The sequence below is a fragment of the Mycobacterium sp. 48b genome, assembly GCF_048282725.1.
In the GTDB taxonomy this organism is placed as follows: Bacteria; Actinomycetota; Actinomycetes; order Mycobacteriales; family Mycobacteriaceae; genus Mycobacterium.
The window spans coordinates 583,884-607,684 of sequence record NZ_JBLVUL010000001.1; the positions used below are offsets into that span (position 1 = coordinate 583,884).

General features: G+C 67.1%; 22 protein-coding genes. 6 read left to right on the forward strand and 16 right to left on the reverse strand.

Annotation, left to right across the window (positions count from 1 at the left end; translation table 11 throughout):
- Window positions 1-3: 3 nt before the first annotated feature.
- The 7 genes from ACNQR1_RS02695 to ACNQR1_RS02725 form a co-directional block, all read right to left on the reverse strand.
- On the reverse strand, window positions 4-636 hold the full coding sequence (locus ACNQR1_RS02695; protein WP_418043829.1) for a DUF305 domain-containing protein: 633 nt from the start codon (window positions 634-636) through the stop codon (window positions 4-6).
- Window positions 633-2,165: an LVIVD repeat-containing protein gene (locus ACNQR1_RS02700; RefSeq protein WP_418043830.1), complete on the reverse strand. Its 1,533-nt coding sequence runs from the start codon at window positions 2,163-2,165 to the stop codon at window positions 633-635. The genes ACNQR1_RS02695 and ACNQR1_RS02700 overlap by 4 nt, the downstream gene beginning before the upstream one ends.
- A gap of 103 nt (window positions 2,166-2,268) precedes the next feature.
- Window positions 2,269-3,051: an MHYT domain-containing protein gene (locus tag ACNQR1_RS02705; protein ID WP_418043831.1), complete on the reverse strand. Its 783-nt coding sequence runs from the start codon at window positions 3,049-3,051 to the stop codon at window positions 2,269-2,271.
- A gap of 40 nt (window positions 3,052-3,091) precedes the next feature.
- A complete protein-coding gene (locus ACNQR1_RS02710; protein WP_418043832.1) occupies window positions 3,092-3,676 on the reverse strand; it encodes a GTP-binding protein in 585 nt (194 codons plus the stop codon).
- Complete coding sequence (locus ACNQR1_RS02715) at window positions 3,657-4,034, reverse strand: DUF742 domain-containing protein (protein WP_110917870.1); 378 nt, start codon at window positions 4,032-4,034, stop codon at window positions 3,657-3,659. The genes ACNQR1_RS02710 and ACNQR1_RS02715 overlap by 20 nt, the downstream gene beginning before the upstream one ends.
- Complete coding sequence (locus tag ACNQR1_RS02720; RefSeq protein WP_418043833.1) at window positions 4,031-4,486, reverse strand: roadblock/LC7 domain-containing protein; 456 nt, start codon at window positions 4,484-4,486, stop codon at window positions 4,031-4,033. The genes ACNQR1_RS02715 and ACNQR1_RS02720 overlap by 4 nt, the downstream gene beginning before the upstream one ends.
- Window positions 4,483-7,077, reverse strand: a complete 2,595-nt coding sequence (locus ACNQR1_RS02725; RefSeq protein WP_418043834.1) for an ATP-binding protein — start codon at window positions 7,075-7,077, stop codon at window positions 4,483-4,485. The genes ACNQR1_RS02720 and ACNQR1_RS02725 overlap by 4 nt, the downstream gene beginning before the upstream one ends.
- Before the next feature lie 551 nt (window positions 7,078-7,628).
- Between ACNQR1_RS02725 and ACNQR1_RS02730 the strand changes: the two genes are divergently transcribed.
- Both ACNQR1_RS02730 and ACNQR1_RS02735 read left to right on the forward strand, forming a co-directional pair.
- Window positions 7,629-7,895, forward strand: coding sequence for a hypothetical protein (locus ACNQR1_RS02730; protein WP_418043835.1), 267 nt, complete (start codon window positions 7,629-7,631; stop codon window positions 7,893-7,895).
- Window positions 7,896-8,069: 174 nt separating this feature from the next.
- A complete protein-coding gene (locus ACNQR1_RS02735; protein WP_418043836.1) occupies window positions 8,070-8,879 on the forward strand; it encodes a L,D-transpeptidase in 810 nt (269 codons plus the stop codon).
- A 188-nt stretch (window positions 8,880-9,067) separates the two neighbouring features.
- Here the strand turns inward: ACNQR1_RS02735 and ACNQR1_RS02740 are convergent, their stop codons facing one another.
- Window positions 9,068-9,571 (reverse strand): hypothetical protein, encoded by a 504-nt coding sequence (locus tag ACNQR1_RS02740; RefSeq protein WP_418043837.1) that lies wholly within the window; start codon window positions 9,569-9,571, stop codon window positions 9,068-9,070.
- A gap of 232 nt (window positions 9,572-9,803) precedes the next feature.
- Window positions 9,804-10,667 carry a DUF732 domain-containing protein gene (locus ACNQR1_RS02745; protein ID WP_418043838.1) on the reverse strand — a complete coding sequence of 288 codons (864 nt, stop codon included), beginning with the start codon at window positions 10,665-10,667 and terminating at the stop codon, window positions 9,804-9,806.
- A 220-nt stretch (window positions 10,668-10,887) separates the two neighbouring features.
- Between ACNQR1_RS02745 and ACNQR1_RS02750 the strand changes: the two genes are divergently transcribed.
- Window positions 10,888-11,727: an SDR family oxidoreductase gene (locus ACNQR1_RS02750; RefSeq protein WP_418043839.1), complete on the forward strand. Its 840-nt coding sequence runs from the start codon at window positions 10,888-10,890 to the stop codon at window positions 11,725-11,727.
- Here ACNQR1_RS02750 and ACNQR1_RS02755 read toward each other — a convergent pair whose 3' ends face one another.
- Complete coding sequence (locus tag ACNQR1_RS02755; RefSeq protein WP_418043840.1) at window positions 11,728-12,591, reverse strand: class I SAM-dependent methyltransferase; 864 nt, start codon at window positions 12,589-12,591, stop codon at window positions 11,728-11,730.
- A gap of 158 nt (window positions 12,592-12,749) precedes the next feature.
- Between ACNQR1_RS02755 and ACNQR1_RS02760 the strand changes: the two genes are divergently transcribed.
- On the forward strand, window positions 12,750-13,895 hold the full coding sequence (locus tag ACNQR1_RS02760; RefSeq protein WP_418043841.1) for a 1,4-beta-xylanase: 1,146 nt from the start codon (window positions 12,750-12,752) through the stop codon (window positions 13,893-13,895).
- Between the two features lie 6 nt (window positions 13,896-13,901).
- Here ACNQR1_RS02760 and ACNQR1_RS02765 read toward each other — a convergent pair whose 3' ends face one another.
- Window positions 13,902-14,966 carry an alpha/beta fold hydrolase gene (locus ACNQR1_RS02765; protein ID WP_418043842.1) on the reverse strand — a complete coding sequence of 355 codons (1,065 nt, stop codon included), beginning with the start codon at window positions 14,964-14,966 and terminating at the stop codon, window positions 13,902-13,904.
- Between the two features lie 75 nt (window positions 14,967-15,041).
- Between ACNQR1_RS02765 and ACNQR1_RS02770 the strand changes: the two genes are divergently transcribed.
- Window positions 15,042-15,935 (forward strand): LysR family transcriptional regulator, encoded by an 894-nt coding sequence (locus ACNQR1_RS02770; RefSeq protein ID WP_418043843.1) that lies wholly within the window; start codon window positions 15,042-15,044, stop codon window positions 15,933-15,935.
- Here ACNQR1_RS02770 and ACNQR1_RS02775 read toward each other — a convergent pair.
- Window positions 15,932-16,285, reverse strand: a complete 354-nt coding sequence (locus ACNQR1_RS02775) for a VOC family protein (protein WP_036443520.1) — start codon at window positions 16,283-16,285, stop codon at window positions 15,932-15,934. The genes ACNQR1_RS02770 and ACNQR1_RS02775 overlap by 4 nt on opposite strands.
- Before the next feature lie 85 nt (window positions 16,286-16,370).
- Here ACNQR1_RS02775 and ACNQR1_RS02780 point away from each other — a divergent pair, with 85 nt between their 5' ends.
- On the forward strand, window positions 16,371-17,150 hold the full coding sequence (locus ACNQR1_RS02780; RefSeq protein ID WP_418043844.1) for an SDR family NAD(P)-dependent oxidoreductase: 780 nt from the start codon (window positions 16,371-16,373) through the stop codon (window positions 17,148-17,150).
- Here the strand turns inward: ACNQR1_RS02780 and ACNQR1_RS02785 are convergent.
- From ACNQR1_RS02785 to ACNQR1_RS02800, 4 genes are all read right to left on the reverse strand, one after another.
- Window positions 17,115-17,750 carry a TetR/AcrR family transcriptional regulator gene (locus ACNQR1_RS02785; RefSeq protein WP_418043845.1) on the reverse strand — a complete coding sequence of 212 codons (636 nt, stop codon included), beginning with the start codon at window positions 17,748-17,750 and terminating at the stop codon, window positions 17,115-17,117. The two genes, ACNQR1_RS02780 and ACNQR1_RS02785, sit on opposite strands and share 36 nt — an antisense overlap.
- Window positions 17,751-17,756: 6 nt before the next feature.
- On the reverse strand, window positions 17,757-18,962 hold the full coding sequence (locus ACNQR1_RS02790) for an FAD-dependent oxidoreductase (RefSeq protein ID WP_418043846.1): 1,206 nt from the start codon (window positions 18,960-18,962) through the stop codon (window positions 17,757-17,759).
- On the reverse strand, window positions 18,955-21,126 hold the full coding sequence (gene helR, locus ACNQR1_RS02795) for an RNA polymerase recycling motor ATPase HelR (RefSeq protein ID WP_418043847.1): 2,172 nt from the start codon (window positions 21,124-21,126) through the stop codon (window positions 18,955-18,957). Before helR ends, ACNQR1_RS02790 begins: the two co-directional genes overlap by 8 nt.
- A gap of 118 nt (window positions 21,127-21,244) precedes the next feature.
- Window positions 21,245-23,788: a DEAD/DEAH box helicase gene (locus tag ACNQR1_RS02800; protein WP_418043848.1), complete on the reverse strand. Its 2,544-nt coding sequence runs from the start codon at window positions 23,786-23,788 to the stop codon at window positions 21,245-21,247.
- Window positions 23,789-23,801 lie beyond the last annotated feature (13 nt).

A 23,801-nucleotide genomic window follows, 5' to 3' on the forward strand; every position in this document is an offset into this window, starting at 1 on the left:
GCCTCACGGGTAGGGAAGCGGTGTGGCATCCCGCGATTTCATCAGGTGTTCCATCAGCTGGATCTCCTGTGTCTGCTCGCCGACCATGGCCAGCGCGGTACGCCGGATCGTCTCGTTGGAGCCGTCGCGGGTCTCGTCGAAGGCCATCTCGGCGCCGCCCTGATGATGCCGGGTCATCAATTGGAGAAACAGGGCTTCGTTGGCGCGGCCTGTCGCGTGCCGAAGACGAGCCAGTTCATCGGGCGACGCCATGCCCATCTGCATGCCGGTGGGTTGTCCGGTGTCGTGGTGATGGGACATACCGTGCCCGGCGGTCGCTGGTGGCGCCGTGGGGTTGAGTGGCTGGCCGGCCATCTGCAACCAGCCGATCATGGTGCCGACCTCCGCCTGCTGCTGGAGTCTGATCTGGTCTGCGAGAGTGCGTATTTCGGGAGCGGCATCGGCACTGAGCAGGTCGCAGATGGTGATCGCCTGCTGATGGTGCGTCATCATCATCTGCGCGAAGGCCACGTCGGTCTCGGACATCAGTGGCGGTGCGCTGCCGTGCCGGTGGGATTCGGCGAACGCACCGAGGAACGCGGCGGCGGCGATCACGACGACGGCGGCGAATATTCGGGCGGGTCCGGACGCGCTCATCGTGGCGGGTAGACGGCCGGGTCGAGCTTGAGGGTCATGAATCCGTTGTCCGAGCACGTGACGTAGAGCAGGTTTCCCCGGAACTCCGGCGGTGACATGCACCAGTCTGCGGAGAAATCGGCCGGCTGGCCCCAGCCCGGACGGTTGCCCAGCACGATGTCGGAAAGCTGGATCTTCCCGTCGAGGGCAGCGCGCCCCACGCCGAAGATTCCGGTCAGCGGCGGGGTCGCGAGGACCGAGAGGTTGTAGACGTGAATCGAATTGGGCAGGTCCTCGTACTTCTTGTCGGACTGCGCCGGTGGGTTGAAGTAGGCGAGTTCCGTGATGTGCTCGGGGTCGCGGATGTCGAAGACCCGGATCCCCGACTGGATCCATCCGCAGGCCAGAGCTGTCGGGTCGTCCTGCCGGTCCACCGAGCAGTAGTGCGAGTCGTAGGCGAACACACCGTTGAATCCGCCGCTGCTCGTCCAGTTGTCCATGTGTTCAGGAAGATTGATCTCGAGTTTGATGATGTTGCGCAGCTTGAGGTCAGCGGGGTCGGAGACGTCGAACAGCTTGACGCCCCCGGAACCGAGTTCGTCGATGGTGAAGATGTGCGGTACGCCGCCGTAGGTCACGTAGACGCTGTGCTGGGCCTCCTGCCCGTCCACCCAGGCTTTGTGGCTGTACGCCGGAAGCAGTTGATGCATGGTGAAATTGGGCGCCACCCGGTCCTGGACGGCCGAGGTGTCGAGCACCGTCAATCCGCTGAACTGCGACATGTACATGGTCCGGCCGTCGGGCGCGAATCCCATGCCGTGCGAGGCCCAGCCGACCGGCGCGCTCCACACCACGTGCGGCGCGGTCGGATCGGTGATGTCCACCGCGCTGTTCCAGATGATGCCCCCGGCCCAGTAGGTGTTGCCGTCGGGCGAGAAGCTGCCCTCGTGGGTCAGCATCGGGATCCGTACGCCGGGAAGGGAACCGGCGCCCTCGTTGAGTAGCCGAGGGTGCCGGCAGTCTTGCGAGATGTCGTAGACGGAGATGTAGCCGCCGCCGAACAACAGGGGAACACCGGTTCCGACCAGCAACCCCCGGCCCGCATGCACTTTCAGGGACTCCCAGGTCCCGCCGACCATCGCGGGCTCGGTCAGCAGATCGGCCTGGACGGGATGGGCGGGGTCAGATGCGTCGATCACCTGGACGCCGTTGGTGTAGGGCCAGGTGGACCCGACGTAGGTGCAGTTCTTGTACGAAGCACTCGTGATGCCTGCGCCGGTGCCCTGGTACTGGCCCACCAGGTCGATGTTGCAGTTGTAGCCTTGCGCGCTGCGGTGGGACTCGCGGTCGGCGACCGGCACCTCGCCCTGGAGTCCGGTCTCGACCTGGTCGCCCGGCCGGCATTGCGCCTTGTCGACCGCGGTCGGCCAGATGTCGAAGCGCGTGTCGTACCCCGGTGGAAGCCCGGCGTGGGCCGCCGCGGACGGCCCCAATCCTGCGATGGCCACGAGAAGCGCGACGCATACCGCGCGGAGAAGGTTGTCCAGCATCGACCGCATCATGGCATCGCGGAGCGTCACCGCGGACGAAAACTGTCAGATTCTGACAGTTTTTCCGATCGGGTGGCGCAGTGTTGCGCCCGTGCGCGCCGGCCTAGCGGTGCCGGCCGGCCGTGGCTGCCACGGGCCGCTCGGCTTGGTTCTCCTCGGCGTCGCGATCGGGCGCCAGCATGACGGCGGTGATCGGAACGACGAGTGCGAGCAGGCCGATCACGAAGACCGGGAACAGGAACGAGAACACTTCGGGCCCACCGGGAACCGGCATCGTGTGATCGACATTCACCCGCACCGCGGCCATACCGGTGTAGTGCATGCCGACGACGGCCACGCCCATCACCAGGCCGGCGACGAAGCGGAGTCCGCGTGATTCGAGGACCTGGGTGAACCACAGCGCTGCGGTGGCCGCGACCACGGCGATCACGAAGGACAGGACGACAAGGGTGGTGTCGTAGGTCATCGTGCCCTGCATCTGGACCGCCCACATGCCGGTGTAGTGCATGACCGCGACCGCCAGTCCGGTGATCACGCCGCCGGCCAGGAGCCGGCGCAGATCGAAGTCCCGGCCGATGGTGATCAGCCCGACGAACACGGCGGCGATCGCGATCACGGCCGAGGCGACCGTCCAGCCGAGGTGGTACCGGACCATGCTGCTCGGGATCGCGAAGCCGAGCATCGCGATGAAGTGCATCAGCCAGATGCCGACGCCGCCGATGGCGATCGAGGCCATGAGCAACCAGCGGAGCCGGTCGCGTCCGGTGGTCGCGGTGGCACCGCAACGGGTGCAGGCCAGGCCGACCACCGAGCCGGTCACCGAGACGATGTACGCCAGGAACAGCAGCCAGAGGCCCATGTCGAAGTGATGTACTTGGTGGTTCATGACGGGTTCCTCGAGACTGTGAGACTGACGGGCGGCGGATCTAGAAGGCTGTCGACGGAAGACGTTCCAGCGCGAACGAGGTGATGGCGATCAGCGCGTTCTTCGCCGAATCACGTTCCCGTGCGTCGACATTGATGATCGGGACGTTGGGGGACACGGACAGTGCCTCGCGCAGCTCTTCGATGCTGTGGGTCGGGGAGTCGTCGAACTCGTTGACGGCGATGAGGAACGGCAGGCTGCGGGCCTCGAAGAAGTCGACCGCCGCGAAGCTGTCCTCGAGCCTGCGGGTGTCGACGAGCACCACGGCACCGATGGCGCCGTGGACCAGGTCGTCCCACATGAACCAGAACCGCCGTTGCCCGGGCGTGCCGAACAGGTACAGCACCAGGTCGTCGGCGATGGTGATGCGGCCGAAGTCCATGGCGACCGTGGTGGTCTCCTTGCCGGGGATCGCCTCGAGGTCGTCGTGGCCCTGCGAGGCGTTCGTGACGAGAGCCTCGGTGCGCAACGGCACGATCTCCGACACGGCGCCGACGAACGTGGTCTTGCCGACGCCGAAGCCGCCGGCAATCACGATCTTCGTCGACGACACCGTGGGGCCGGAGTCAGAGTGCGCGTAATCCACTGAGGGTCCTTTCGATCAGTAGGCGCCGTTCTGCAACGGTCGAGCGGTCGGTCAGTGTGGCGTGAACACGAAGGTGGCCGCTGTCCACCAGATCGCTCACGAGCACCCGGGTCACCCCGATGGGCAGACCGGCGTACGCCGAGATCTCGGCGATGGACGGCCGGCTGCCGCACAGCCGCACGATGACGGCGGGGATGTCGCCTGGCGCGCAGTCGAGCTCGCCGGATGACAGCAGGGCCTCAACCGGAGCCTCGATCGGCACCTCAACCCGGGCGCGGGTTCGTCCGCCGGTCAGGGTGTACGGCCGCGCGCGGCTGGCGGACTGTTTCTGCTCAGGTCTGTCCATACTCAGGGTCATCGAGCCCCATGTGTGGCGCGCGGCGTCGCCTCGACGGTCTTGCCGACCCGGTCGACGAGCAGTGCCATCTCGTATCCGACCTGTCCGATGTCGCACGTGGTCGAGGCCAGGGTGGCGAGGTACGAGCCGTTGCCGACCCCCATCAGCAGCAGGAACCCGTCGTCCATCTCGACGATCGACTGGCGCACGTTCCCGGCCTCGAACAGCCGGGCGGCACCGGTCGACAAGCTCGCCAAACCGGATGTGACAGCGGCCAATTGCTCGGCGCGATCGGCCGGGAGGTGGGAGTTCGACGCCATCAGCAGACCATCGGCCGACACCAGGATCGCGTGTGACACGCCCGGTACGTCGCGCACGAAGTTGGACACGAACCAGTCCAGCGTGCCCCGGTTCCCTGACGGCGTTGCAGCAGAGCCCGCGGACCGGTCATGTGGTTGCGTGCCGGTGTTCATCGATCTCCTTCGATTCGGCTGTGTGCTGCATCGGTTTCTGCTCGGCCCCTGCGTACGCCCGCCAACTGTCGGCTGAGGATGTCTCGGATCGCCGCGGGATCGTTTCCGCCGTCGGGCCTGGCCTGGGTTTCCGATCTTGCCTCATCCGGCACCAGCCGCGCTCCGCGTTCGCGAATCGGTAATCCGGATGCCGTGTGCCGCTTGGGTTCCTGCTCGACGGCCTTCGCCGCAGCTGCCCAGCCGGCGTCGGCCGCGCTGGCCCAGACGCGGTTGCGCGATTCCGGCGCGGTCGGATCCATCAGCCACTCCGAGGCCATCCGCTCGAAGATGGGCGCACTCTCCAAGTTCTCCGGCTCGATGTGCGGCTGCTCGGATTCCCTGGCGGGCGCGGGTGCCGGTGCCGGTTCCGGGCTCGGCGGAGTCGAATTGTCCGGGCTGGATTTGCCCGAGGTGAAGTAGGAAAGGGGATTCCCGCGTTGCCGGCGTTCGGGTTCCTCTGGGACGGCGGCCGCAGCAGGGGCCGGGATGGTCGCGGGATGTCCGTTGACACCGCTGGCACCGGGCGATCGTTTCGGCAGCCCGTTGGTGGTCGCCCTGGCGGGGGTGTCCGATGCGCTCTGCGACTGCGTCGCTGCCGGCGAGCCGTACGTCTCGGCGAGCGCCGCGGTGCCGGCGCCGGTCGCCGAACCCCGGCCGTTGGCGGTGGCCCGCGGCCGCGATTCGGTAAACGAACCGGTCCGCAGATCGTCGAGCGATTCGCCCATCCCGATGGGCGAGACCAGCGTGCCCGGAAGGTGGACGCTCGCGGTCACGCCGGGCCGCTCGGTCAGCGCCGAGGTGGTACGCAGCCGCACGGTGGCCTCATGGCGTCGCGCCAACCGCCCGACCACGAAAAGGCCCATCCGCTTGGCGGTTTCGGAGGTCACCTCACCGCCGAGCGCGAGTCGTTCGTTCGCGGCGGTCAAGTCGTCCTTGGACATGCCCAGTCCCCGGTCGGCGACCTCGACCAGCAGGCCGGCGTCGACTGCGCGACCGACCGTCACCAGCACCGGCGAGTCCGGCGGTGAGTAGCGCAGGGCGTTGTCGAGCAGCTCGGCGATCAGGTGGCCGATGTCGCTTGCGGCCGAGCCGGCGATCGAGACGTCGGCCATGTGCCCGACCTGCACCCGGCGGTACTCCTCGACCTCGGACATCGCGGCGCGCAGCATGTCGGGCAGGGCGACGGGTGCTGACGTGCGGTGGCGTTCCACGGTGTCGGCGAGGACGAGCAGGTTGTCGCCGTTGCGGCGCATGCGCGTCGCAAGGTGGTCGAGGCGGAAGAGATGATCGAGCCGGATGGGATCTTCCTCGTCGAGCTCGAGGGTCTCGATGAGTGCCAGCTGCTCTTCGACGAGTGAACGGCTTCGGCGGGACAGGGTTTCGAACATGTCGCCGATCTGCAGGCGGACACCGTGCTCGCTGGCCAGGCGCACCGCCTGGGAGTGGATGTCGTCGATCGCGCGGGCGAGCTGCCCGACCTCTTCATTGGTACGGAACGGCAACGTGTGGATCTCCGGCATGCCGCCGCCCTTGCTGAGGCGTTCGATCTCCTCGGGCAGCTCGACCTGCGCGACCTGCAGTGCGCCCTGGCGCAGCCGGCCGATCGACCGGATGAGGGAGCGGCCGACCGCGAGCGCGAAGACCAGGGCGGCCAGCACGGCACCGAGGATGATCGCGGTGTCACGCAGGGCATCTGACCGCAACGCGTTGGCCCGATGATGCAGCGTGCCGTCGAGGTCGGAGGACAGGCGCGCTGTCATGGCGCGGTACTGCTCGACACTCGCGTGCATCGAGTCGGTGAACACAGGTGTCTGCACACTGTCGCCGGACGGTTGGGTATATGTGTCGCGGCGAACGTCGGATTCCTTGGACAGAGCCGCGACTTCGTCCGTCGGGGTCAGCCGGTTGAGCCGGTCGATGGCGGCCGCTTCCGCGCCCGCGGCGTCGGCCGCCTCGGTGCGCAGCTCGTCCGAATCGGCGAAGTCGGGTGCGGCGATCAGTACGCGCTGCGTCGTCAGCGCTCTCTGGGCCGCGAGGGCATCCACGAGTTGGTCCGCGAGCGGGCGCACGGCGCGGTCGTCAACGGTCTTGGTGGTCGTGGCGATCGCGGAGACGACGCCGGACGCGACGTTGGACGCCCGATCGGCGATCACCCGCTGGGGCAGTGGGCTCGACGTGATGTCGTCGCGCAACGTCTTGGCGGTCGAGGATGCGGTCGTCAGCTCTGCGGCGACGGCCGGGTCGAACTCGGCGGACGAGATCAGCGCGTCCAGGGACTTGGCGCTCTCGTCGAACTGGGCGAGCGGTTCGTCGAGCGGCGCGCCCGATGCCGCTGCGTAGGCCAGCCCGTCGAGCCGGTCGACCAGTTCCACCGCGGGTACGACGATCACGGCGTTGTCGGATGCGAGGTTCAACCGCGATGCGGCCGAGAGTTCGTTGTAGATACGCACTGCGCCGAACGTCGCCGCGAGCAGGATCGGCAACACCAGGGTCGCGGCGACCTTCCACCGCAGCGGCCAGCTCTCGATGGACGCGCGAGACGCCCGAGTCACGGTCGGACGCGCATGTTCTCCGACGCTCGGATCATGTGCATCCACAGCCGTACCACCCTTCACCGAGCTAATTGACGTTCCAGCAGGGGAGCTCGGCCACGGGACAGGGTAAATGATAGGTAACGATTCTGCATCGACGGGGCTAACGGCGGCGCGTTCGCTGGCGCCCATCCTAAATTTATGTAGACGCCCTACATGCAGGTTTCTTGCGAATGTAAGAAGATGCAGCGATTCTGGGCTCCCCGCCAGAGGCGGTTTCGGTGCGCTCTCGGTGCTGCGTCCTGACTTCGGTAGCTGGCACCGCAGGCGGCGATGATCTTTATCGCTCGATCAGTCCGGCTTGATCCGCGAAAGCAGCAAACATCGCGTCAGAAAATGTCAAATCCGGGAGTGTGAATTACGTCTCTGTCGAGGCTCTTTCTAGTGTGTAAACGCCGTTTAAGAGCGATCCTTAATGTGTCCACGGCCAACTCGATGCATCGTCTCAGCTTGGCCGAGCACGCTTGCCACTGTGTAGACGTGTCGTGAAGCTCCGCTGGAGGTCATTGAAAATGGCGACAAAAGCTGCCGGCTCGACGGTCATCGAGTTGGCGACGCATCCGCTCTGGTGTTCGTCGCAGAGATACTCGAGTGAGCTCGCCGCGGCCAAGCGCAGGCACCCCTCGTCGTATCGGCTTGAGGAAGACGACGACACACCCGGTCTGGAATCGCAGCGATCGCCCCAGGCGGGCCTGCGGACCACCGCTCTGGTGACTCCCCTGTCGTGCGCCCGCGTCCTCAAGCTGAATGCCGCCCGCGATGAGGTCGTCGCGGACTGACGCTGCGGAGATCCCGGCGTTCACAACGTGCGACCGCCCCGGCCCCGGCGCCGTGGCCGAAACGTGACGAACGCTTGACCGAATTGTCTACGTGTGACTACACATTCGGGCCGCTGCGGGCCAATACCATGACATCGTTCAAGATCATGGGGGCATCGCAGAGGGATCGATTTGATGCGTGCGGTTTTTCAGGGTGTTCTCGTGGCGGTCGTAGTCGCCATGACCTTCTTCTCCGGCGGTACCGATAGCGTCGACACGGCGGCGGTCAGCCTGCCGCTGACGTCGACCATCGAATCGATCGCGCCCGCCAAGGGCGCCGTTGTCGGTGTGGGCCATCCCGTGGTGGTGACGTTCAAGAACCCGATCTCCAACCGGTCGGTCGTCGAACGTGCACTGGGGATGAAGTCGACGCCCGCGCGCACCGGCACCTACGAGTGGCTCGACGCAAACGTCGTGTCGTGGACTCCCGCCCAGTTCTGGCCGGCGCACAGCACCGTGATGCTGTCGGTGGGCGGTTTGCGGACGGAATTCCAAACCGGCCCAGCCGTTATCGGTGTCGCCGACATCTCCGACCACACCTTCACCGTGACCATCGACGGGTTGGGGGAAGACCCGCCCGTGGCTCTGCCTGCACCGCATCATCTGCCGCACGCCGGCGAACCAGGTGTGCTGCTGGCCTCCCTGGGCCGTCCGGAATACCCGACCCCCGTCGGCACCTACACCGTCCTCGGCAAAGACCGCACGGTGAAGATGGATTCGAGCAGTGTCGGCATTCCCGTCGATGCGCCGGACGGCTATCTCCTCGACGTGGACTATGCGGTTCGCTTCACGCACCGTGGCCTGTTCGTGCATTCGGCGCCGTGGGCTGTTCCGTCGATGGGACTGGACAACACCAGTCATGGCTGTATCAGCCTGATTCCGGCCGCGGCCGAGTGGTACTTCAACACTGCCAACATCGGAGATCCGGTGATCGTGCAGGAGTAGCGAATCCTGCTGCGGGCCGGTCGAACCGGGCCCGCAACGATCAGGGAGCCTTGGCCCGTGTCGGCACTCAGCGCCGCGGATTGCAGTCACTATCAGGCAGTGATCCGCGGTGCTGATGGTTGACGAAGAGGCACAGAAAAGGCGCCTGGCTCGCGAGCCAGGCGCCTTTCTGACGCTGCGTGGTGGAACTAGCCCGCGGGGGATTGGTCCGCGGGGCCGGGCAGTGTGGGTGTCCCGGCAACCGGCCCACCCCCGGGTGAAACGGTCGGTACGCCCTTTCCGGTCCCTGCCGCCACGGCCACCGGAGCGGCAATGGGTGCTGCGGCGGGTACGGGAGCTGCGGCAGGCACGACCGGGACGGGCGGCGCCAGCGGTACCGGGGGAACCGGGACCGGCGGCGGTGCGAGGGGCACCGGCGGGACGGCCACGGGTGGCGGCACCACGGGCACGGGAGGGACGGCGACGGGCGCCGCGGGAACGACGCCTGCGGCTTCCACCGCGGCAGCCGCACACGGTGCGGCGGGCGCCGCGCCGGCCGCGCCGGCCGCGGTGTCAAGGCACTTGTACCCGCCCGTCTTGAGTTGGAGCGCTGCTGCCGCGTGTGGGCTCAGCGCCAGTGCGGCCCCTACTGCGGTCGCGCACAATCCAGCGCTGACAATAGTTTTGACCGTGATGTGAGCAAAGGTGGCCATCCCCGATCAGCTCCCTTGGTTCGTGCGGAAAATTACATCGATGAAAATTGTGACGAGCTGAACCGTAGAACTACCTGAAACCCGTGTCCAGACAAGTTCTCAGATGGATGCGCGGTCGACACGTGAGCGAGCCGCACTCGTGACCGCATCGTTTCCAACCGAGTGCGTGTCCTGTGTTGAGCAGGTACGCATCAACTGCAAACTCTGCGGCGGAATGCGATCTTCGCAAAGGTCAATGACCCAACTGCATCAGGATTCCTTTGGCCACAAGCTGTTCGAAGCTGTAGCTGAACTCGCCACGATGTCCGACCGACAACACGTAGCGGTCTTCGCCTTCAGTCAGCGACACGGTGAAGGAGAACGTGCAGTTGGAATCGCCGCTCTTGCCCGGCCCCAGGGTTGTGCTCGCCAGGACAGCGCCTTTGCCGTTCTTGACGGTGACGAGGGTGCCTGCGTTGACATCGGAGTATCCGTTCGCGCCCTGGCATGTCGTTCCGTCAGAGGCGATGCCCGCTGCCCCCGCGTTGTCGGAGAGGACGAAAGTGCCGTTCACCGTGACTTTTTCCAGCACGTGGAAACCTTTGGAGAAATGCGGGCAGAACGTGTCGACGGCGATCTTGTCGGCCTGCAGGCCCTGTTGCGGCTCGCCGTCTTCGAGTCGGCGGCATACCTGCCGGCCGTAGGCGACGGCGTTGGCGTCGGAATTGAACTGATCGCTGAGACCGGCATCCCGCAGTGCTGCAAGGTATCCGGTTTCCGGAGGGGGTGGCGGCCTGCGGCCCGCCACCATCAGCACCCACACCACCGCGGCGGTCATCACGATGATTGCCGCTGCTGCGGTGGTTCCCAACCAGGTCGACCGGATGCCCGCGGTCTTCAACTCGAGGTAATCGGGCAGCATCCGGCCGCCGGCCGGATCGGTTGACGTGGTCCGGCCATCACGTACCCGATTCGTCGGATGCCCAGTGACGAAGTAGCGGCCCTCGTGGCGAGCCGTGGGGTCCGGGCGCCAACCGGTCGACCTGGACCGGATCTGTCCACAGCGGCCGCAGGTGTCGCTGTCACCGAGTGGCGTTCCGCAATACGGGCAGGTCATAGCGCGCGATCCGCTACGGGCAATCGACAACGGTTCGCCGGCGTCATCGTTGGGCCATCTGTCATCACTACCCGTTATATGCCGGTCGGTCCGTCTGCACAGCGTGCCGCTCAGATTTGGTTGCCGGGGAAATCCCGGTGCGGCCCGCCCGGGTGGCTACTGAGCAGGTGCACGACCCCCTGCAGTCGGGCCGCGGATCAGCCGTATTACCGTGCTAGCCATGACACAGGTGACGGTGATCACAGGCGGCGCGGGTGGAATGGGATTGGCGACGGCCAAGGTCGTCGGCCGGGACCAGGCGGTCGTGCTGTGCGATGTCCGGCAGGATCGCCTCGACGCCGCGGCCACCGCCCTGGGGGACCTGGGGATCGCGGCCACGATCGTCAATGCCGACGTCACCGATCGCGACGCCGTGGACCGGCTGCTGGCGACCGCTGCCGGGGTGGGCACTGTCGGCGCGGTCGTCCACGCCGCCGGGGTCAGCCCGAGCATGGGTGATGCCGAGTACGTGATGAGAACCAACGCGTTGGGCACGCTGCATGTGAACGAGGCCTTTTTCGCGACCGCGACCGAGGGTGCGGCGATCGTCAACGTGGCGTCGATGGCGGCACACCTGCTGCCCGAGGAAGTCATTCCCGCTCAGCAGTTTCCGTTGGCGCTGGACGACCAGGACCGATTCCTCGGTGAAATGCTGGCGGCCTGCGGCATAGCTCCCGACGACATGAGATCCGGTATCTCCTATGCCATCAGCAAGGCGTTCGTGAAGTGGTACAGCTCGTCGCAGGCTGAGCGGTTCAACAGTCGTGGCCTGCGCATCGTCTCGGTTTCTCCGGGGTCGATCGATACCGAGATGGGCCGGCTGGAGGAGCAGGCCGGGGCGGGCGCGATGGTCGCCGACGCCGCCGTGCCACGGTGGGGCAGGCCCGAGGAGATGGCGGACCTGTTGGCCTATTGCGTCAGTGAGCGGGCCGGTTACCTCACCGGCACGGACATCCTCAACGACGGCGGCGTCGTCGCCTCGATGCGGGAACGCGCCCGGTCGGCCGCTGCAGGCGGCTAGTCAGCCGAACTCCAGCAGCGTGTAGGCGCCGCGGATCTGTTTTGTCGGCTTGAACTGCCAGAACGCCGGAAATGCGGTGCGGAAGAACCAGCCGCGTCCGCGCGGCATCGGCAGATCGTGCACGGCTTTGATGCCAGGCACGGTATGGGCCAGGTCCGCCAACTGGGCCGGTGACAGGCTGAACGGCATCGGTGGCACCCGGTAGTGCTTCGAGGACCGCATGCCTTTCGGCGCAAACTTCTTCACCAGCGTGGGCGGAAGGTCGAAGATCATCTGCCCGCCCGGGAAACGGCCGGCGCACTCGGCGATCAGCCCGAGAGCTTCCTCGGGCTGTAGGTACATCAGCAGTCCCTCCGCGGTGATGAACACCCCGTCGGCCGGGTCCACCGCGTCCATCCAGCTGTAGTCGAGTGCTGACTGGGCCCGGGTGACGATGCGGTCGGATGCGGGCAGCAGCTGCTCACGCAGTTCGATGATCGGCGGGAAATCGACGGTCAGCCAACGGAACCGGGCGTCGGGCAGTGCCGCATCGAGCCGCCAGAAGCTCGTCTGCAGCCCTTCGGCCAGCGCGACGACCGTGGCGGATGGATGTTCGCCCAGGTACTGCCGGGCCGCCGTGTCGAAGGCCAGCGAGCGCAGCGCCATCTCCTGGCCCTTGCGTCGACCGAACTTGTCGAAGTCGAAGGCGATGGCGTCGGCCAGATGGACGGCCATGGGATCATCGATGATGGCATGGGGGTGCCGGGCCTGAGCGGCCCGGCCGTTCAGCGTGAGCAGTGCGGTTTCCGAGACGCCGGTCAACGGGCTGGCGTCGATCTTGCCGGGAACCGTGTCGGGGGCCTGCTCGCCGTCTTGGTGATCCACGACGGCAACGCTACCGGTGACTGCGCAGTCGATGACTCGTCGTGGAGTTGGATCGCGGGTTCGGCGGGTACCCCCTTGGTGCCACAAGTGATCGCACAGGGAGATGCCGTTTGATTCGTAAAGTGATGCAGGTCAACAGGAAAGACGACGGTGCCGGTATGGGCCGTCGTGCCGCGTTCAAGCTCTCGCTGCTGCTCACCGCGGGTTTGTCGGTGGCCAGGACGCCGCGAGCCGACGCACAGATCGACGGGCACGGGGCCCGCTGGTCACCGGAGCGGGCGCACCGCTGGTACGCCGCGCAGGGCTGGCTGGTCGGCGCCAACTTCATTCCGTCCAATGCGGGCAATCAGCTGGAGATGTTCCAGCCGGAGACCTATGACCCGCAGCGGATCGACAATGAGTTGCGCATCGCCCGGCTGGCCGGATTCAACACGGTGCGGGTGTTCCTGCATGACCAGCTCTGGGCCCAGGGCCACTTGGGCTTTCAGAACCGCCTGGCCCAATTCGTTGCTCTGGCCTCCAGCCACGGCATCAAACCGCTGTTCGTGCTGTTCGATTCCTGCTGGGATCCGTTTCCCCGATTGGGGCGCCAGCGGCGGCCGCGGCCCGGGATCCACAACTCGGTGTGGGTTCAGAGCCCGGGGGCGCAGAACCTCGACGATCACCGGTACCGGCGCATGTTGCGCGAGTACGTCGTCGGCGTCATCAGCCAGTTCCGCCACGATGACCGGGTGCTCGGGTGGGACCTGTGGAACGAGCCGGACAATCCCGCGGCCAACTACCGCGAGGTGGAACGGCAGGACAAGGTCGCGCTGGTCGAAGAGTTGCTGCCGCAGGTGTTCGGCTGGGCCCGCTCGGTCAATCCGGTGCAACCGCTGACCAGCGGTGTGTGGGACGGCCCGTGGGCCGACCCTAAGGTGCGCAGCCGGATGGCGACGCTGCAGCTCGACCTCTCCGATGTGCTGACCTTCCACAGCTATGACCATCCGGCCGGTTTCGAGGCCCGCATCGGCGAGTTGGCGCCGATGGGGCGTCCGATCATGTGCACCGAATATCTGGCTCGTGGGGAGGGCAGCACGGTCGAGGGTGTACTGCCCGTTGCCAAACGGCACAACGTCGGTGCCTACAGCTGGGGCCTGGTGGCGGGCAAGACTCAGACCTACCTGCCGTGGGATTCCTGGGACCGTCCCTACAAGGCGCCGCCGGCGGAATGGTTCCACGACCTCTTCCACGCCGATGGGCGGCCCTATCGCGACGGTGAGATCCGCACGATCCGCAAGCTGACCGGACGGCCGTACCCCTGACGGGCTTCAGCGGCCACCCATGCGGCTCACGTCGGCGATGGCCGCGGCGAACTGTTCGGGTGCCTCCTGGGGCACGTTGTGTCCGATGCCGTTGAGGATGCGGTGTTCGTAGGGCCCGGTATAGAGCGCGCGATAGCCGCTGCCGTCCTTGGCGGCACCGTCGAAGTCCGACCCGATCGTGATGGTCGGCACGGTGACGGCCGGCCTGCCCGCCAGCCGCGCCTCGTCGCCGTCGTAGCGGGCCTCGCCGGGAGCCAGACTGAGCCGCCACCGGTAGTTGTGCACGACGATGTCGACGTGGTCGGGGTTGTCGAACGCCGCCGCCGACAGGTCGTAGGTGGCGTCGTCGAAATGCCACAGAGGTGACGCCTTGGCCCAGATCAGCCTGTTGAACTCCTTGGTGTTCTCGCGGTAGCCGAGTTCACCGCGCGGGGTGGCGAAGTAGTACTGGTACCACCAACCCAATTCGGCCTCCGGTGGCAGCGGCTTCAGATTCGCGGCCAGGTTCACGGTGATGTAACCGCTGACCGCGACCAGCCCCGCGCAGCGTTGCGGCCACAGGGCGGCGACGTTGTTGGCGGTGCGCCCGCCCCAGTCGTATCCACCGAGCACGGCCTTCGGGATGTCCAGCGCATCCATCAGCGCGATGACGTCGTGCGCCAGCGCGGCCTGCTGGCCGTTGCGTACGGTGCCGGCGGAGCGGAACCGCGTGGACCCGAAGCCGCGCAGGTGGGGCACGATGACCCGGAAGCCCTGATCGGCGAGCAGGGCCGAGGCGTCGGCGTAGCTGTGGATGTCGTAGGGCCAGCCGTGCAGCAGGATCACCGGCTGTCCATCCGACGGACCGGCCTCGGTGTAGCCGACGTTGAGCTCGCCGGCGTCGATCTGCTTGACCGGGTTCATGGTGTGCGAGGGCTTGGCCGGAGGCCCGGCGGGGGGAGTGGGCGCGGGTGCGGTGCCGCAGGCCGCGAGTGTCGCCGCTCCGGCGGCGGCCGCCGTGAGGAAACCGAAGTTCCTTCTGCTCAAACCATTCACCGTTGCTGCTCCTTCTCGCGGGGTCTCGGGGTCCATCTCACCCGTTCAGATGCATCAAGTCCAACGATTGAATCTGATGATCCCCATCGGCAAGATAGATAGGCTGACACGGTGGAGTTACGACAGATCGAACACTTCATCGCAGTGGCCGGCGAGATGAGTTTCACCCGTGCCGCCGAGCGGGCGCATGTCGTGCAGTCGGCGTTGTCGACCTCGATCGCAAAGCTGGAGCGCGAACTCGGGGTGGAGTTGTTCGACCGGTCGCGGCAACGGATCAGCCTGACCGCCGCGGGCGAGGCCTTCCGGTCGCACGCCTATGCGGTGCTGCACGCGGCCCGCGCGGCGGCCGAGTCCGCCGGTCAATTCCGTGGGTCTCTCATGGGCACAGTCGAATTCGGTTCGTTGATCTCCTACGGGCCGGTCGATGTCGCCGGTGCGCTCGGTGACTTCCACCGTGCGCATCCCTTCGTCCGGCTGCGGTTGAGGCTGAGCCAGTCGGGTGCGTCGGCGTATCTGGCGGCACTTCTGGAGGGCTCGCTGGATCTGGCCCTGGTCTCGCTGCCCAACCGGTTCCCGGCGCAGCTCGACATGAAGCTGCTGTTCGAGGAGCCGATGGTGTTCGTCTGCCGCGACGACCACGCGTTGGCGCGGCGCCGCGGTCTCGACCTGGCGGACCTGGCCGGCGAGGAACTCGTCGGCTTCCCACCGGAATTCGGGCTGCGGCGGCTGATGGACGAGGCATTTCACCGCGCCGGCATGCAACCGCAGACGCAGTACGAGGTCCCGGCCGGGTTCGCCGCGATCGCCGAACTGGTCGGCAACGGACTGGGTACCGCCTTCATGCCGGCATCGGAGGCGCGTCGCTTCGGCGATCTGCGGACCGTTGTGCTGCGCGACCCGGCGGTATGGCAGGTCTATCTCGCCGCGCCACCGGTCGAGCGGATGACGCCGGCCGCGGCGCGGCTGGCCGAAACTCTGCTCGACGCCGCGGCTCGGTCCGGCTAACGCGCCAGCGGGCTGTAGAACACCAGGCCGTTGCCCTTGTTGTCATAGACCACGGCCCGGCGCTCGTGAGCGTCGTCGTACGGATGCTTGATGATTCCGCCACCGCTCTCCTCGATGGCCTTGGCGGCACCGTCGACGTCGGCGGTCTTGATCCCGACGACGACCTGACCGGGGATCGGGTGATCCACCGAAGTGGCCAGAGCGAGAGTCAGCGATCCACCGTCGAGCGCGGCGAAGTGGGCGCCATCGCGGAACTTCAGTGGCATTCCCAGCGTCTCGGTGTAGAAGCGGATCGACTCATCCAGGTCGTCGGTCGACAGAATGATCATCCGCACGTCGTGGTCGCTCATCGGTTCCTCCTTTGGACGAGCTCTCAGACTATGGCAGCCCGCCCCGCCCGAACAGCCTCCAAGTCTCTACTGGTATAGAGAGACGGTGACGCTGCAATTCGATCTGTCGAACCGCCGGGTGCTGATCACAGGTGCCGGACAGGGTGTCGGCCGGGGCCTGGCCGATGCCTTCGCCGCGGCGGGCGCCACCGTGCTGGTCAATGACCTCCGCGGTGAGCGGGCCGAGGCTGTGGCCGCAGAGCTGCGGGAAGCGGGCGGCGATGCGCTGGCGGTGCCGTTCGACGTCACCGACTATCAGGCGGTCACCGATGCGATCGACGGAGCCGCCCCGATCGACATCCTGGTCAACAATGCGGGCAACGCCGGGGCCGAGGGCTTCGCCGCCCGGATGCCGTTCGCCGAAACCACTCCCGCGGACTGGGACCCGTTCCTGCAGGTGAACCTGTACGGCGTGCTGAACTGCACGCGGGCCGTGCTGCCGACGATGGTGGAACGGCAATGGGGCCGGATCGTGACCATCGTGTCGGATGCTGGACGGACGGGGGACGCCAGTGGCGCGGTGTATGCGGCGGCCAAGGCCGGCGCCGCGGGCCTGACCCGGTCGATCGCGCTGGAGAACGGTCGCTACGGCATCACCGCCAACAACATTGCGCTGGGCACCATGCGTACCCCGCTCACCGAACCGCTGTGGGCTGAGATGGCCGATTCCCCGCAGGCCAAGGCGATCCTGTCGCGCTATCCGATCCGCAGGCCCGGACTGCCCGAGGACGTCGCCTACCTTGCGGTGCTGCTGGCCGGTGACCACGGCTCCTGGATCACCGGCCAGACGCTACCGGTCAACGGCGGCTACTCCTTTGCCATGTGAGCCGGCCGGGGCCGCCGCGACGATCGCGGTGATGATGTCGTGCAGTTCTTCGGCGGAGTTGATCGTGCGGTCGCCGCGAGCCAGGGCGAGCATCAGCCCGCTGATGAATGTCAGTAGTACGTAGGCCTTTTCATCGATCAGGCCCGAATCGGTGTCGGCCGGGCACAGTGCGACAACGACATCTCGGTGCAGCTCGAAGAACCGTTGTTGGTTGTGGCTGAATGCCTCGGCCAGGCCGGCGTCCCGGCTGGACGGCATCACCAGCTCATAGCGGGCCTTGCTCCGGAGGAGGCGCGCACCGGTTCCGGAGCGGATCACCAGCCGGGCCAGGCCGGCGGCCGCTGAGGGGCTGCCGGCGCCGTTGTCCGAGCGGGTGGCCGCGGTGAGATCGGCCAGGTCGAGGTCGGCGATGCGGTTGGCGGTCGCACGGATCAACGCCGAACTGGTGCGGAAGTAGAACGACGTGGTCCCGTCGGCAACTCCGGCCTTGCGGTCGACCTTGAGGTGGGTGACCCCCTTGATGCCCTCGCGGGCGAGCAGAGCGATTGCCGCATCGCACAATTCGCGTCGACGTTGCTCGGGGTTCTGTTTGCCTCCCATATGCGCCTAGCGGCGGGCCGGGGAGGGGATGTGTTCGGGTCGTACCCCGGTGCCCACCAGGTACGCGGGGATCGCCGAGAGTTGAGGCAGCAGCTGAAAGATCTTCCCAAGCGCTTCGGGCGGGGTGATCTCACCGCCGGCCAGCACGGGTTCCAGGACCTGGCGGTGCAGGATGCGTTGAAAGCCTTGTGTCACAGCGGTGGGCACGATGCGACGGCGCTGGACCGCAGCAAGATCCTTCTGGCTGACCCGGTGCTCGCGCAGCGGTTGGTACAGCAGGCGGGCGGTGGCAACGGCGTCCTGGATGGCGACATTGATACCGACCCCGCCGGCCGGCGACATGGCGTGCGCCGCGTCACCGATGCACAACAGTCCGGCCCGGTACCAGGTGGGCAGCCGGTTGAGCTGGACGTCGAGATGTTTGACGTCGTCCCAGCAGGACAGGGCATCCGGATCGGCCTCGGGAATGAGCTCGGCGAGTTCGCTTTTGAAGATGTCGATTCCGCGGGCCCGCAGCGTGGCGTCGCTGCCCTTGGGGATCAGGTAGGCCACCTGGAAGTAGCCGACGCGAGGAATCATGATCAACGCCCGACCGGGTCCGGTGCGGGGGATGAGCGAGTACTGGCCGTCCTCGGTGCGCGGCACTCGAAACCACCAGACGTCGAACGGCACCGGATAGTCCTTGGTCTTCAGGCCGGCCTCCCGCCGGACCACCGATGTGCGCCCGTCGCAGCCCACGGTGAGTTCGGCGCGCAGCTCGCCGTCGCCGTCGGGGCTGGTGTAACGCACACCGGTGATGCGCTCGCCGTCGCGCAGCAGCCCGGTCACCTCGGTCCGCATCAGCAGCGTGAAGTTGGGTTCATCTCGGCCGGCGTCGGCCAGCAGGTCGAGGAAATCCCACTGCGGCACCATGGCCACATACGGGTGTGGCTGGCGCAGTCGGCGGAAGTCGACGAGCGTCACCGGCTTACCGCCGACCGGGATCTCGGCCTTCTCCACCTTGCTGTAGTCGATTTTGTCGAACTCGCCGAACAACCCGAGCTCATCGAGCAGGCGCATGGTGCTCGGATGCACGGTGTCCCCGCGGAAATCGCGCAGGAAGTCTTCGTGTTTCTCCATGGCGGTGACCGCCACCCCGCACCGGGCCAGGATCAGCCCGAGCATCATCCCGGCGGGGCCGCCGCCGACGATCGCACACGTGGTGTCAGACATGGGCCAATCCGTTCAGCGCGTCGGGTAGGGGTTCGGTGTGCAGCACGCCGAGGCGCTGCGTTGCGCGGGTGAGCGCGACGTACAACTCGGCGGCGCCGCGGTCGCCGTCGGCCAGGATGTGTGCGGGCTCCACCACGAGCACTGCGTCGAATTCGAGGCCCTTGGTTTCCGACGGGGCCACCGCGCCGGGCACCTCGGGCGGACCGATCACCACACAAGTGCCCTCGCGTTCGGCTTCGTCCCGCAGGAATTCCTCTACCGCAGCCGGGATTTCGGCGGCCGTCAGCTGCTTCGACCAGGGCTGCACACCACATGCCCGCACCGATTCCGGTGGCTGGACCCCGGGTGCGAACTCAGCAAGTAGCGCCCCGGCGACGGCCATGATCTCGGCCGGGGTGCGGTAGTTGACCGACAGCGTCCGGTAGATCCACCGGCCGGGTACGTACGGCTCGAGCATGGCGTCCCAGGACCGGGCACCGGCCGCCGAGCGGCGCTGGGCCAGATCGCCGACCACGGTGAAGGACCGGCGGGGGCAACGACGCATCAGCACCCGCCAGTCCATCTCGGACAGTTCCTGGGCTTCGTCGACCACAACATGACCGTAGGTCCAATCCCGGTCGGCTGCAGCACGTTCGGCCAGTTCGCGGGTATCGCGTTCGAGGAACCGGTCGGCCAGGTCCTCGGCGTCGATCAGATCGCTGGCCAGCAGGTGGTCTTCGTCGTCCATCAGATCCTCACGAGCGATCATCAGGTCGAGCACCCCGGCGGCGTAGGCGGCCTCCTCCCGGCGTTCGCGTTCCGCGGCCTCCTCGCCGGCCTTGTCCCGGCCCAGCAGGTCGACCAGCTCGTCGAGCAGGGGAACGTCCGAGATGGTCCAGGCACTGCCGTCGGCGCGGAACAGCCGAGGGTCGGCGCCGGCTGCCGACAGCCGTTCTGGTGACGAATACAATGGGGCCAGAAGGGTTTCCGGGGTCAGGATCGGCCAGAGCGTATCGAGTGCCGCGGCGAACGCGGCGTTCTCGTCGAGCTCGCTGACCACGCTGGCCCGCAGTTCCTCCCACGCCGCCTTGTCCTGACGGGTGAGCCAGCCCTTGCCGATGCGGGCGACGGCACGTTCGGTGAGCACGTAGGTGACGATGTCGCGGAACGTGGGGCGGGCCTCGTTGTGCGGCAGCCCGGTGTCACGGGCTTCCTGGATCGCCCACTCTGTGGTCTCGGCGTCGATGCGCACCGTGACGTCGGGCAGATCGATCAGGATCGGCTCGTCCGGGACCTCCTGGCGGTCGGCCACCGCGGCGGCCAGCACGTCGAGGATCTTCAACGACCCCTTGAGCGCGGCCACTTCGGGGGCATCCTCGGCGGTGACCTGCAGACCGGGCACCAGGTCGCCGGGCGTCATGAACACCGCGTCGGACTCACCCAGCGAGGGCAGCACGCGGCCGATGTGGTGCAGGAACGCCTCATTGGGCCCGACCACCAGGACACCGTGGCGTTCGATGCGCTCGCGGTGGGTGTAGAGCAGGTAGGCCACCCGGTGCAGTGCGACCACGGTCTTGCCGGTGCCCGGGCCGCCCTCGACCACGAGCACCCCGGTGTGTTCGTTGCGGATGACCTCGTCCTGCTCGGCCTGGATCGTCGCGACGATGTCGCGCATGCCTTCACCGCGGGGGGCGTTCACCGCGGCCAGCAGTGCGGCGTCCTCGTCACCTTCGTCGCCCGCGGTGGGCCGGCCCAGCACCTCGTCGGTGAAATCGAGGATCCGGTGCCCCAGCGTGCGGAACTGCCGGCGCCGGCGCATGTTCTCCGGGTTGGCCCCGGTCGCGGTGTAGAACGGCCGGGCCAACGGTGCCCGCCAGTCCAGCAGCAGCGGCTCGTAGTCGTCGTCGCGGTCGAAGATGCCCAGCCGGCCGATGTAGAGATGTTCTCCGTCAAGGGTTTCCAGCCGTCCGAAGCACAGGCCGTTGTCGGCTACGTCGAGCCGGTTGGCTTCCTTCGCCAGCGCCAGCACCTCGGCGTCGCGTTCCACCGCGCTGCCGCCGTGCTCACGCAGTGCGGCGCGGTACCGGTCACGCACCCGGACACGTTCGGCGTCCAGGCGGGTATAGAGCCCGTCGACATAGGTCTGTTCGGACTGCACTTCGACATCGTGATCGTCAGCTGGCACGTGCTCCCTGTTCCTCCGTGGCTTGCTCCGGCCAGCGATTGTGCGCCATCACCGGGGCCTTGCCGCAAGGCCCGGGGTCCGCGATAACCTGGAAAGGGCACGGTTCAGTCACTCGTTCCTATCCCATCCGGTCCACATCCAAGATACGCAGCACCGCGGCACCTTCTTCGTCGCTGGCGGCCAGGTCGACTTCCACGTCGAAGCCCCAATCGTGATCTCCGGCAGGATCTTCGAGGATCTGTCGAACCCGCCACACCTGCGGCTGCCGGTCGAAGATCAGCAATGCCGGGCCCCGCGCGTCGGCTCCGGTACCCACCTCGGCGTGCTCGTCGAAATACGCCTCACCCGCGTCGGCCCAGCGTTCTGCGGTCCAGCCGGAGGCCGCATCGAGCGCCCCGAGCTCGTCCCAGCGGGACCGGGCGAACAACTCCACCCGGCGGAACAATGCATTGCGCACCATCGCGGTGAACGCCCGCTCGTTGCCGGTCAGCGGGCGCGGCCGGGCCGGCACCGGAACCGGGGCGTCGTGCGGCTGGTCCGGGCTGGTCAGCTGTTCCCATTCGTCGAGCAGACTGGAATCGACCTGGCGCACCAATTCGCCGAGCCATTCGACGATGTCGGCGAGCTGCTCGGTCCGGGCCGAGGCGGGCACACCGGAGCGCAGCGCCTTGAACGCGTCGGACAGGTAGCGCAGCACGGCACCTTCCGAGCGGGTCAGCCCGTAGAGGCTGATGTACTCGCGGAACGTCAGGGCACGCTCCCACATCTCGCGCACCACCGACTTGGGCGACAGGTGTCCGTCGGCCGCCCACGGGTTGGTCTGCCGGTACACCTCGTAGGTGTGTTCCAGGAGTTCTTGCAGCGGCTTGGGATAGGTGACGTCGTCGAGCAGTTCGATGCGTTCCTCGTACTCGATGCCCTCGGCCTTCATCTCGGCCACCGCTTCGCCCCTGGCCTTGTTCAGCTGCGCGGCCAAGATCTGCCGGGGGTCTTCCAGGGTGGCCTCGATCACCGAGATGACATTCAAGGCATAGCTTGCCGGATCTTCTGGTTCGGGATCCAGCACGTCCACCGCGGCCAGCGCGAAGGTCGACAGCGGTTGGTTGAGCGCGAAGTCCGGGGGAAGGTCGACGGTCAGCCGGTACCGGCGCCCGTCCGGTTCGGGTTCGTCGAGCCGCTCGATCACTCCGGCCTGCAGCAGCGAGCGGGCGATGCCGACCGCCTCCCGGATGTGTTTCAGCTGACGCTTGCGCGGTTCGTGATTGTCGGTGAGCAGCCGCCGCATCGCCACGAACGGGTCGCCGGGGCGGTCGACCACGTCGAGGATCATCGCCGTGGACACCCGCATGTTGCTGGTCAAGGCCTCGGGCGCGGCCTCCATCAGCCGGTTCATGGTGTTCTCGCCCCACGGCACCATGCCTTCGGGTGCCTTGCGCCGCACCAGCTTTCGTCGCTTCTTCGGGTCGTCGGCCACCTTGGCGAACTGCTTGAGGTTCTCCACTTCGTGGTCGGGTGCCTGCACCACCACGGTGCCCGCCGTGTCGTATCCCGCGCGCCCGGCGCGGCCCGCGATCTGATGGAACTCCCGGGCGTTGAGCAGCCGCATCCGGATGCCGTCGTACTTGGACAGCGCCGAGAACACGACGGTGCGGATCGGCACGTTGATGCCGACGCCGAGGGTGTCGGTGCCGCAGATCACCTTGAGCAGTCCGGCCTGGGCCAGCTGTTCCACCAATCGCCGGTATTTGGGCAGCATGCCGGCGTGGTGGACGCCGATGCCGTGTCGCACCAGCCGCGACAGCGTCGCACCGAACGTCGTCGAGAAGCGGAACGCGCCGATCATCTCGGCGATGGCGGCCTTCTCCTCCTTGGTGCAGACGTTGACACTCATGAGCGCCTGCGCCCGCTCCAACGCGGAAGCCTGGGTGAAGTGCACGACGTAGATCGGTGCCTGCAAGGTGGCGAGCAACTCGGCGATGGTCTCGTGCATCGCCGTGGTGGCGTATGAGAAGAACAGCGGCACCGGCCTTTCCGCGCCGGCGACCAGCGCGGTCGGACGTCCGGTGCGGCGCGTGAGGTCCTCCCGCAGGAACGTGACGTCGCCCAGCGTTGCCGACATCAGCAGGAACTGCGCCTTGGGCAGTTCGAGCAGCGGTACCTGCCAGGCCCAGCCCCGGTCCGGGTCGCCGTAGAAGTGGAACTCGTCCATCACCACCAGGCCGATGTCGGCGTCGGCGCCCTCACGTAGCGCGAGGTTGGCCAGGATCTCGGCGGTGCAGGCGATGATCGGGGCGTCGGCGTTGACCGACGCGTCCCCGGTCAGCATGCCGACGTTGGCCGCGCCGAACACGTCGCACAGGGCGAAGAACTTCTCGCTCACCAGCGCCTTGATCGGGGCGGTGTAGAAACTGACGCGGTCCGTGGCGAGCGCCGCATAGATCGCCCCGGTCGCCACCAGGGATTTGCCCGAGCCGGTCGGCGTCGCGAGGATCACGTTCGCCCCGCTGACCAGTTCGATCAGCGCCTCTTCCTGCGCGGGGTAGAGCGTGGTGCCGTTGGCCTCGGCCCACTCGGCGAAGTCGGTGAACAGAGCGTCGGCGTCGCCGCCCTTGGCTTGCAGCGCCGAGAGGTCGTTCGGATCGTCGAGCAGGGGAGTGGTCATATTGATGACCAGC

Excerpts from the sequence above, each read along its gene's own strand:
- ACNQR1_RS02730 (WP_418043835.1), top strand. The coding sequence starts at position 7,629 with ATGGCGACAAAAGCTGCCGGCTCGACGGTCATCGAGTTGGCGACGCAT.
- ACNQR1_RS02740 (WP_418043837.1), bottom strand. The coding sequence starts at position 9,571 with ATGGCCACCTTTGCTCACATCACGGTCAAAACTATTGTCAGCGCTGGA.
- ACNQR1_RS02775 (WP_036443520.1), bottom strand. The coding sequence starts at position 16,285 with ATGAGCGACCACGACGTGCGGATGATCATTCTGTCGACCGACGACCTG.
- ACNQR1_RS02705 (WP_418043831.1), bottom strand. The coding sequence starts at position 3,051 with ATGAACCACCAAGTACATCACTTCGACATGGGCCTCTGGCTGCTGTTC.
- ACNQR1_RS02750 (WP_418043839.1), top strand. The coding sequence starts at position 10,888 with ATGACACAGGTGACGGTGATCACAGGCGGCGCGGGTGGAATGGGATTG.
- ACNQR1_RS02800 (WP_418043848.1), bottom strand. The coding sequence starts at position 23,788 with ATGACCACTCCCCTGCTCGACGATCCGAACGACCTCTCGGCGCTGCAA.
- ACNQR1_RS02695 (WP_418043829.1), bottom strand. The coding sequence starts at position 636 with ATGAGCGCGTCCGGACCCGCCCGAATATTCGCCGCCGTCGTCGTGATC.
- ACNQR1_RS02785 (WP_418043845.1), bottom strand. The coding sequence starts at position 17,750 with ATGGGAGGCAAACAGAACCCCGAGCAACGTCGACGCGAATTGTGCGAT.
- ACNQR1_RS02715 (WP_110917870.1), bottom strand. The coding sequence starts at position 4,034 with ATGACCCTGAGTATGGACAGACCTGAGCAGAAACAGTCCGCCAGCCGC.
- ACNQR1_RS02745 (WP_418043838.1), bottom strand. The coding sequence starts at position 10,667 with ATGACCTGCCCGTATTGCGGAACGCCACTCGGTGACAGCGACACCTGC.
- ACNQR1_RS02720 (WP_418043833.1), bottom strand. The coding sequence starts at position 4,486 with ATGAACACCGGCACGCAACCACATGACCGGTCCGCGGGCTCTGCTGCA.
- ACNQR1_RS02790 (WP_418043846.1), bottom strand. The coding sequence starts at position 18,962 with ATGTCTGACACCACGTGTGCGATCGTCGGCGGCGGCCCCGCCGGGATG.
- ACNQR1_RS02735 (WP_418043836.1), top strand. The coding sequence starts at position 8,070 with ATGCGTGCGGTTTTTCAGGGTGTTCTCGTGGCGGTCGTAGTCGCCATG.
- ACNQR1_RS02760 (WP_418043841.1), top strand. The coding sequence starts at position 12,750 with ATGGGCCGTCGTGCCGCGTTCAAGCTCTCGCTGCTGCTCACCGCGGGT.
- ACNQR1_RS02765 (WP_418043842.1), bottom strand. The coding sequence starts at position 14,966 with ATGGACCCCGAGACCCCGCGAGAAGGAGCAGCAACGGTGAATGGTTTG.
- ACNQR1_RS02700 (WP_418043830.1), bottom strand. The coding sequence starts at position 2,165 with ATGCTGGACAACCTTCTCCGCGCGGTATGCGTCGCGCTTCTCGTGGCC.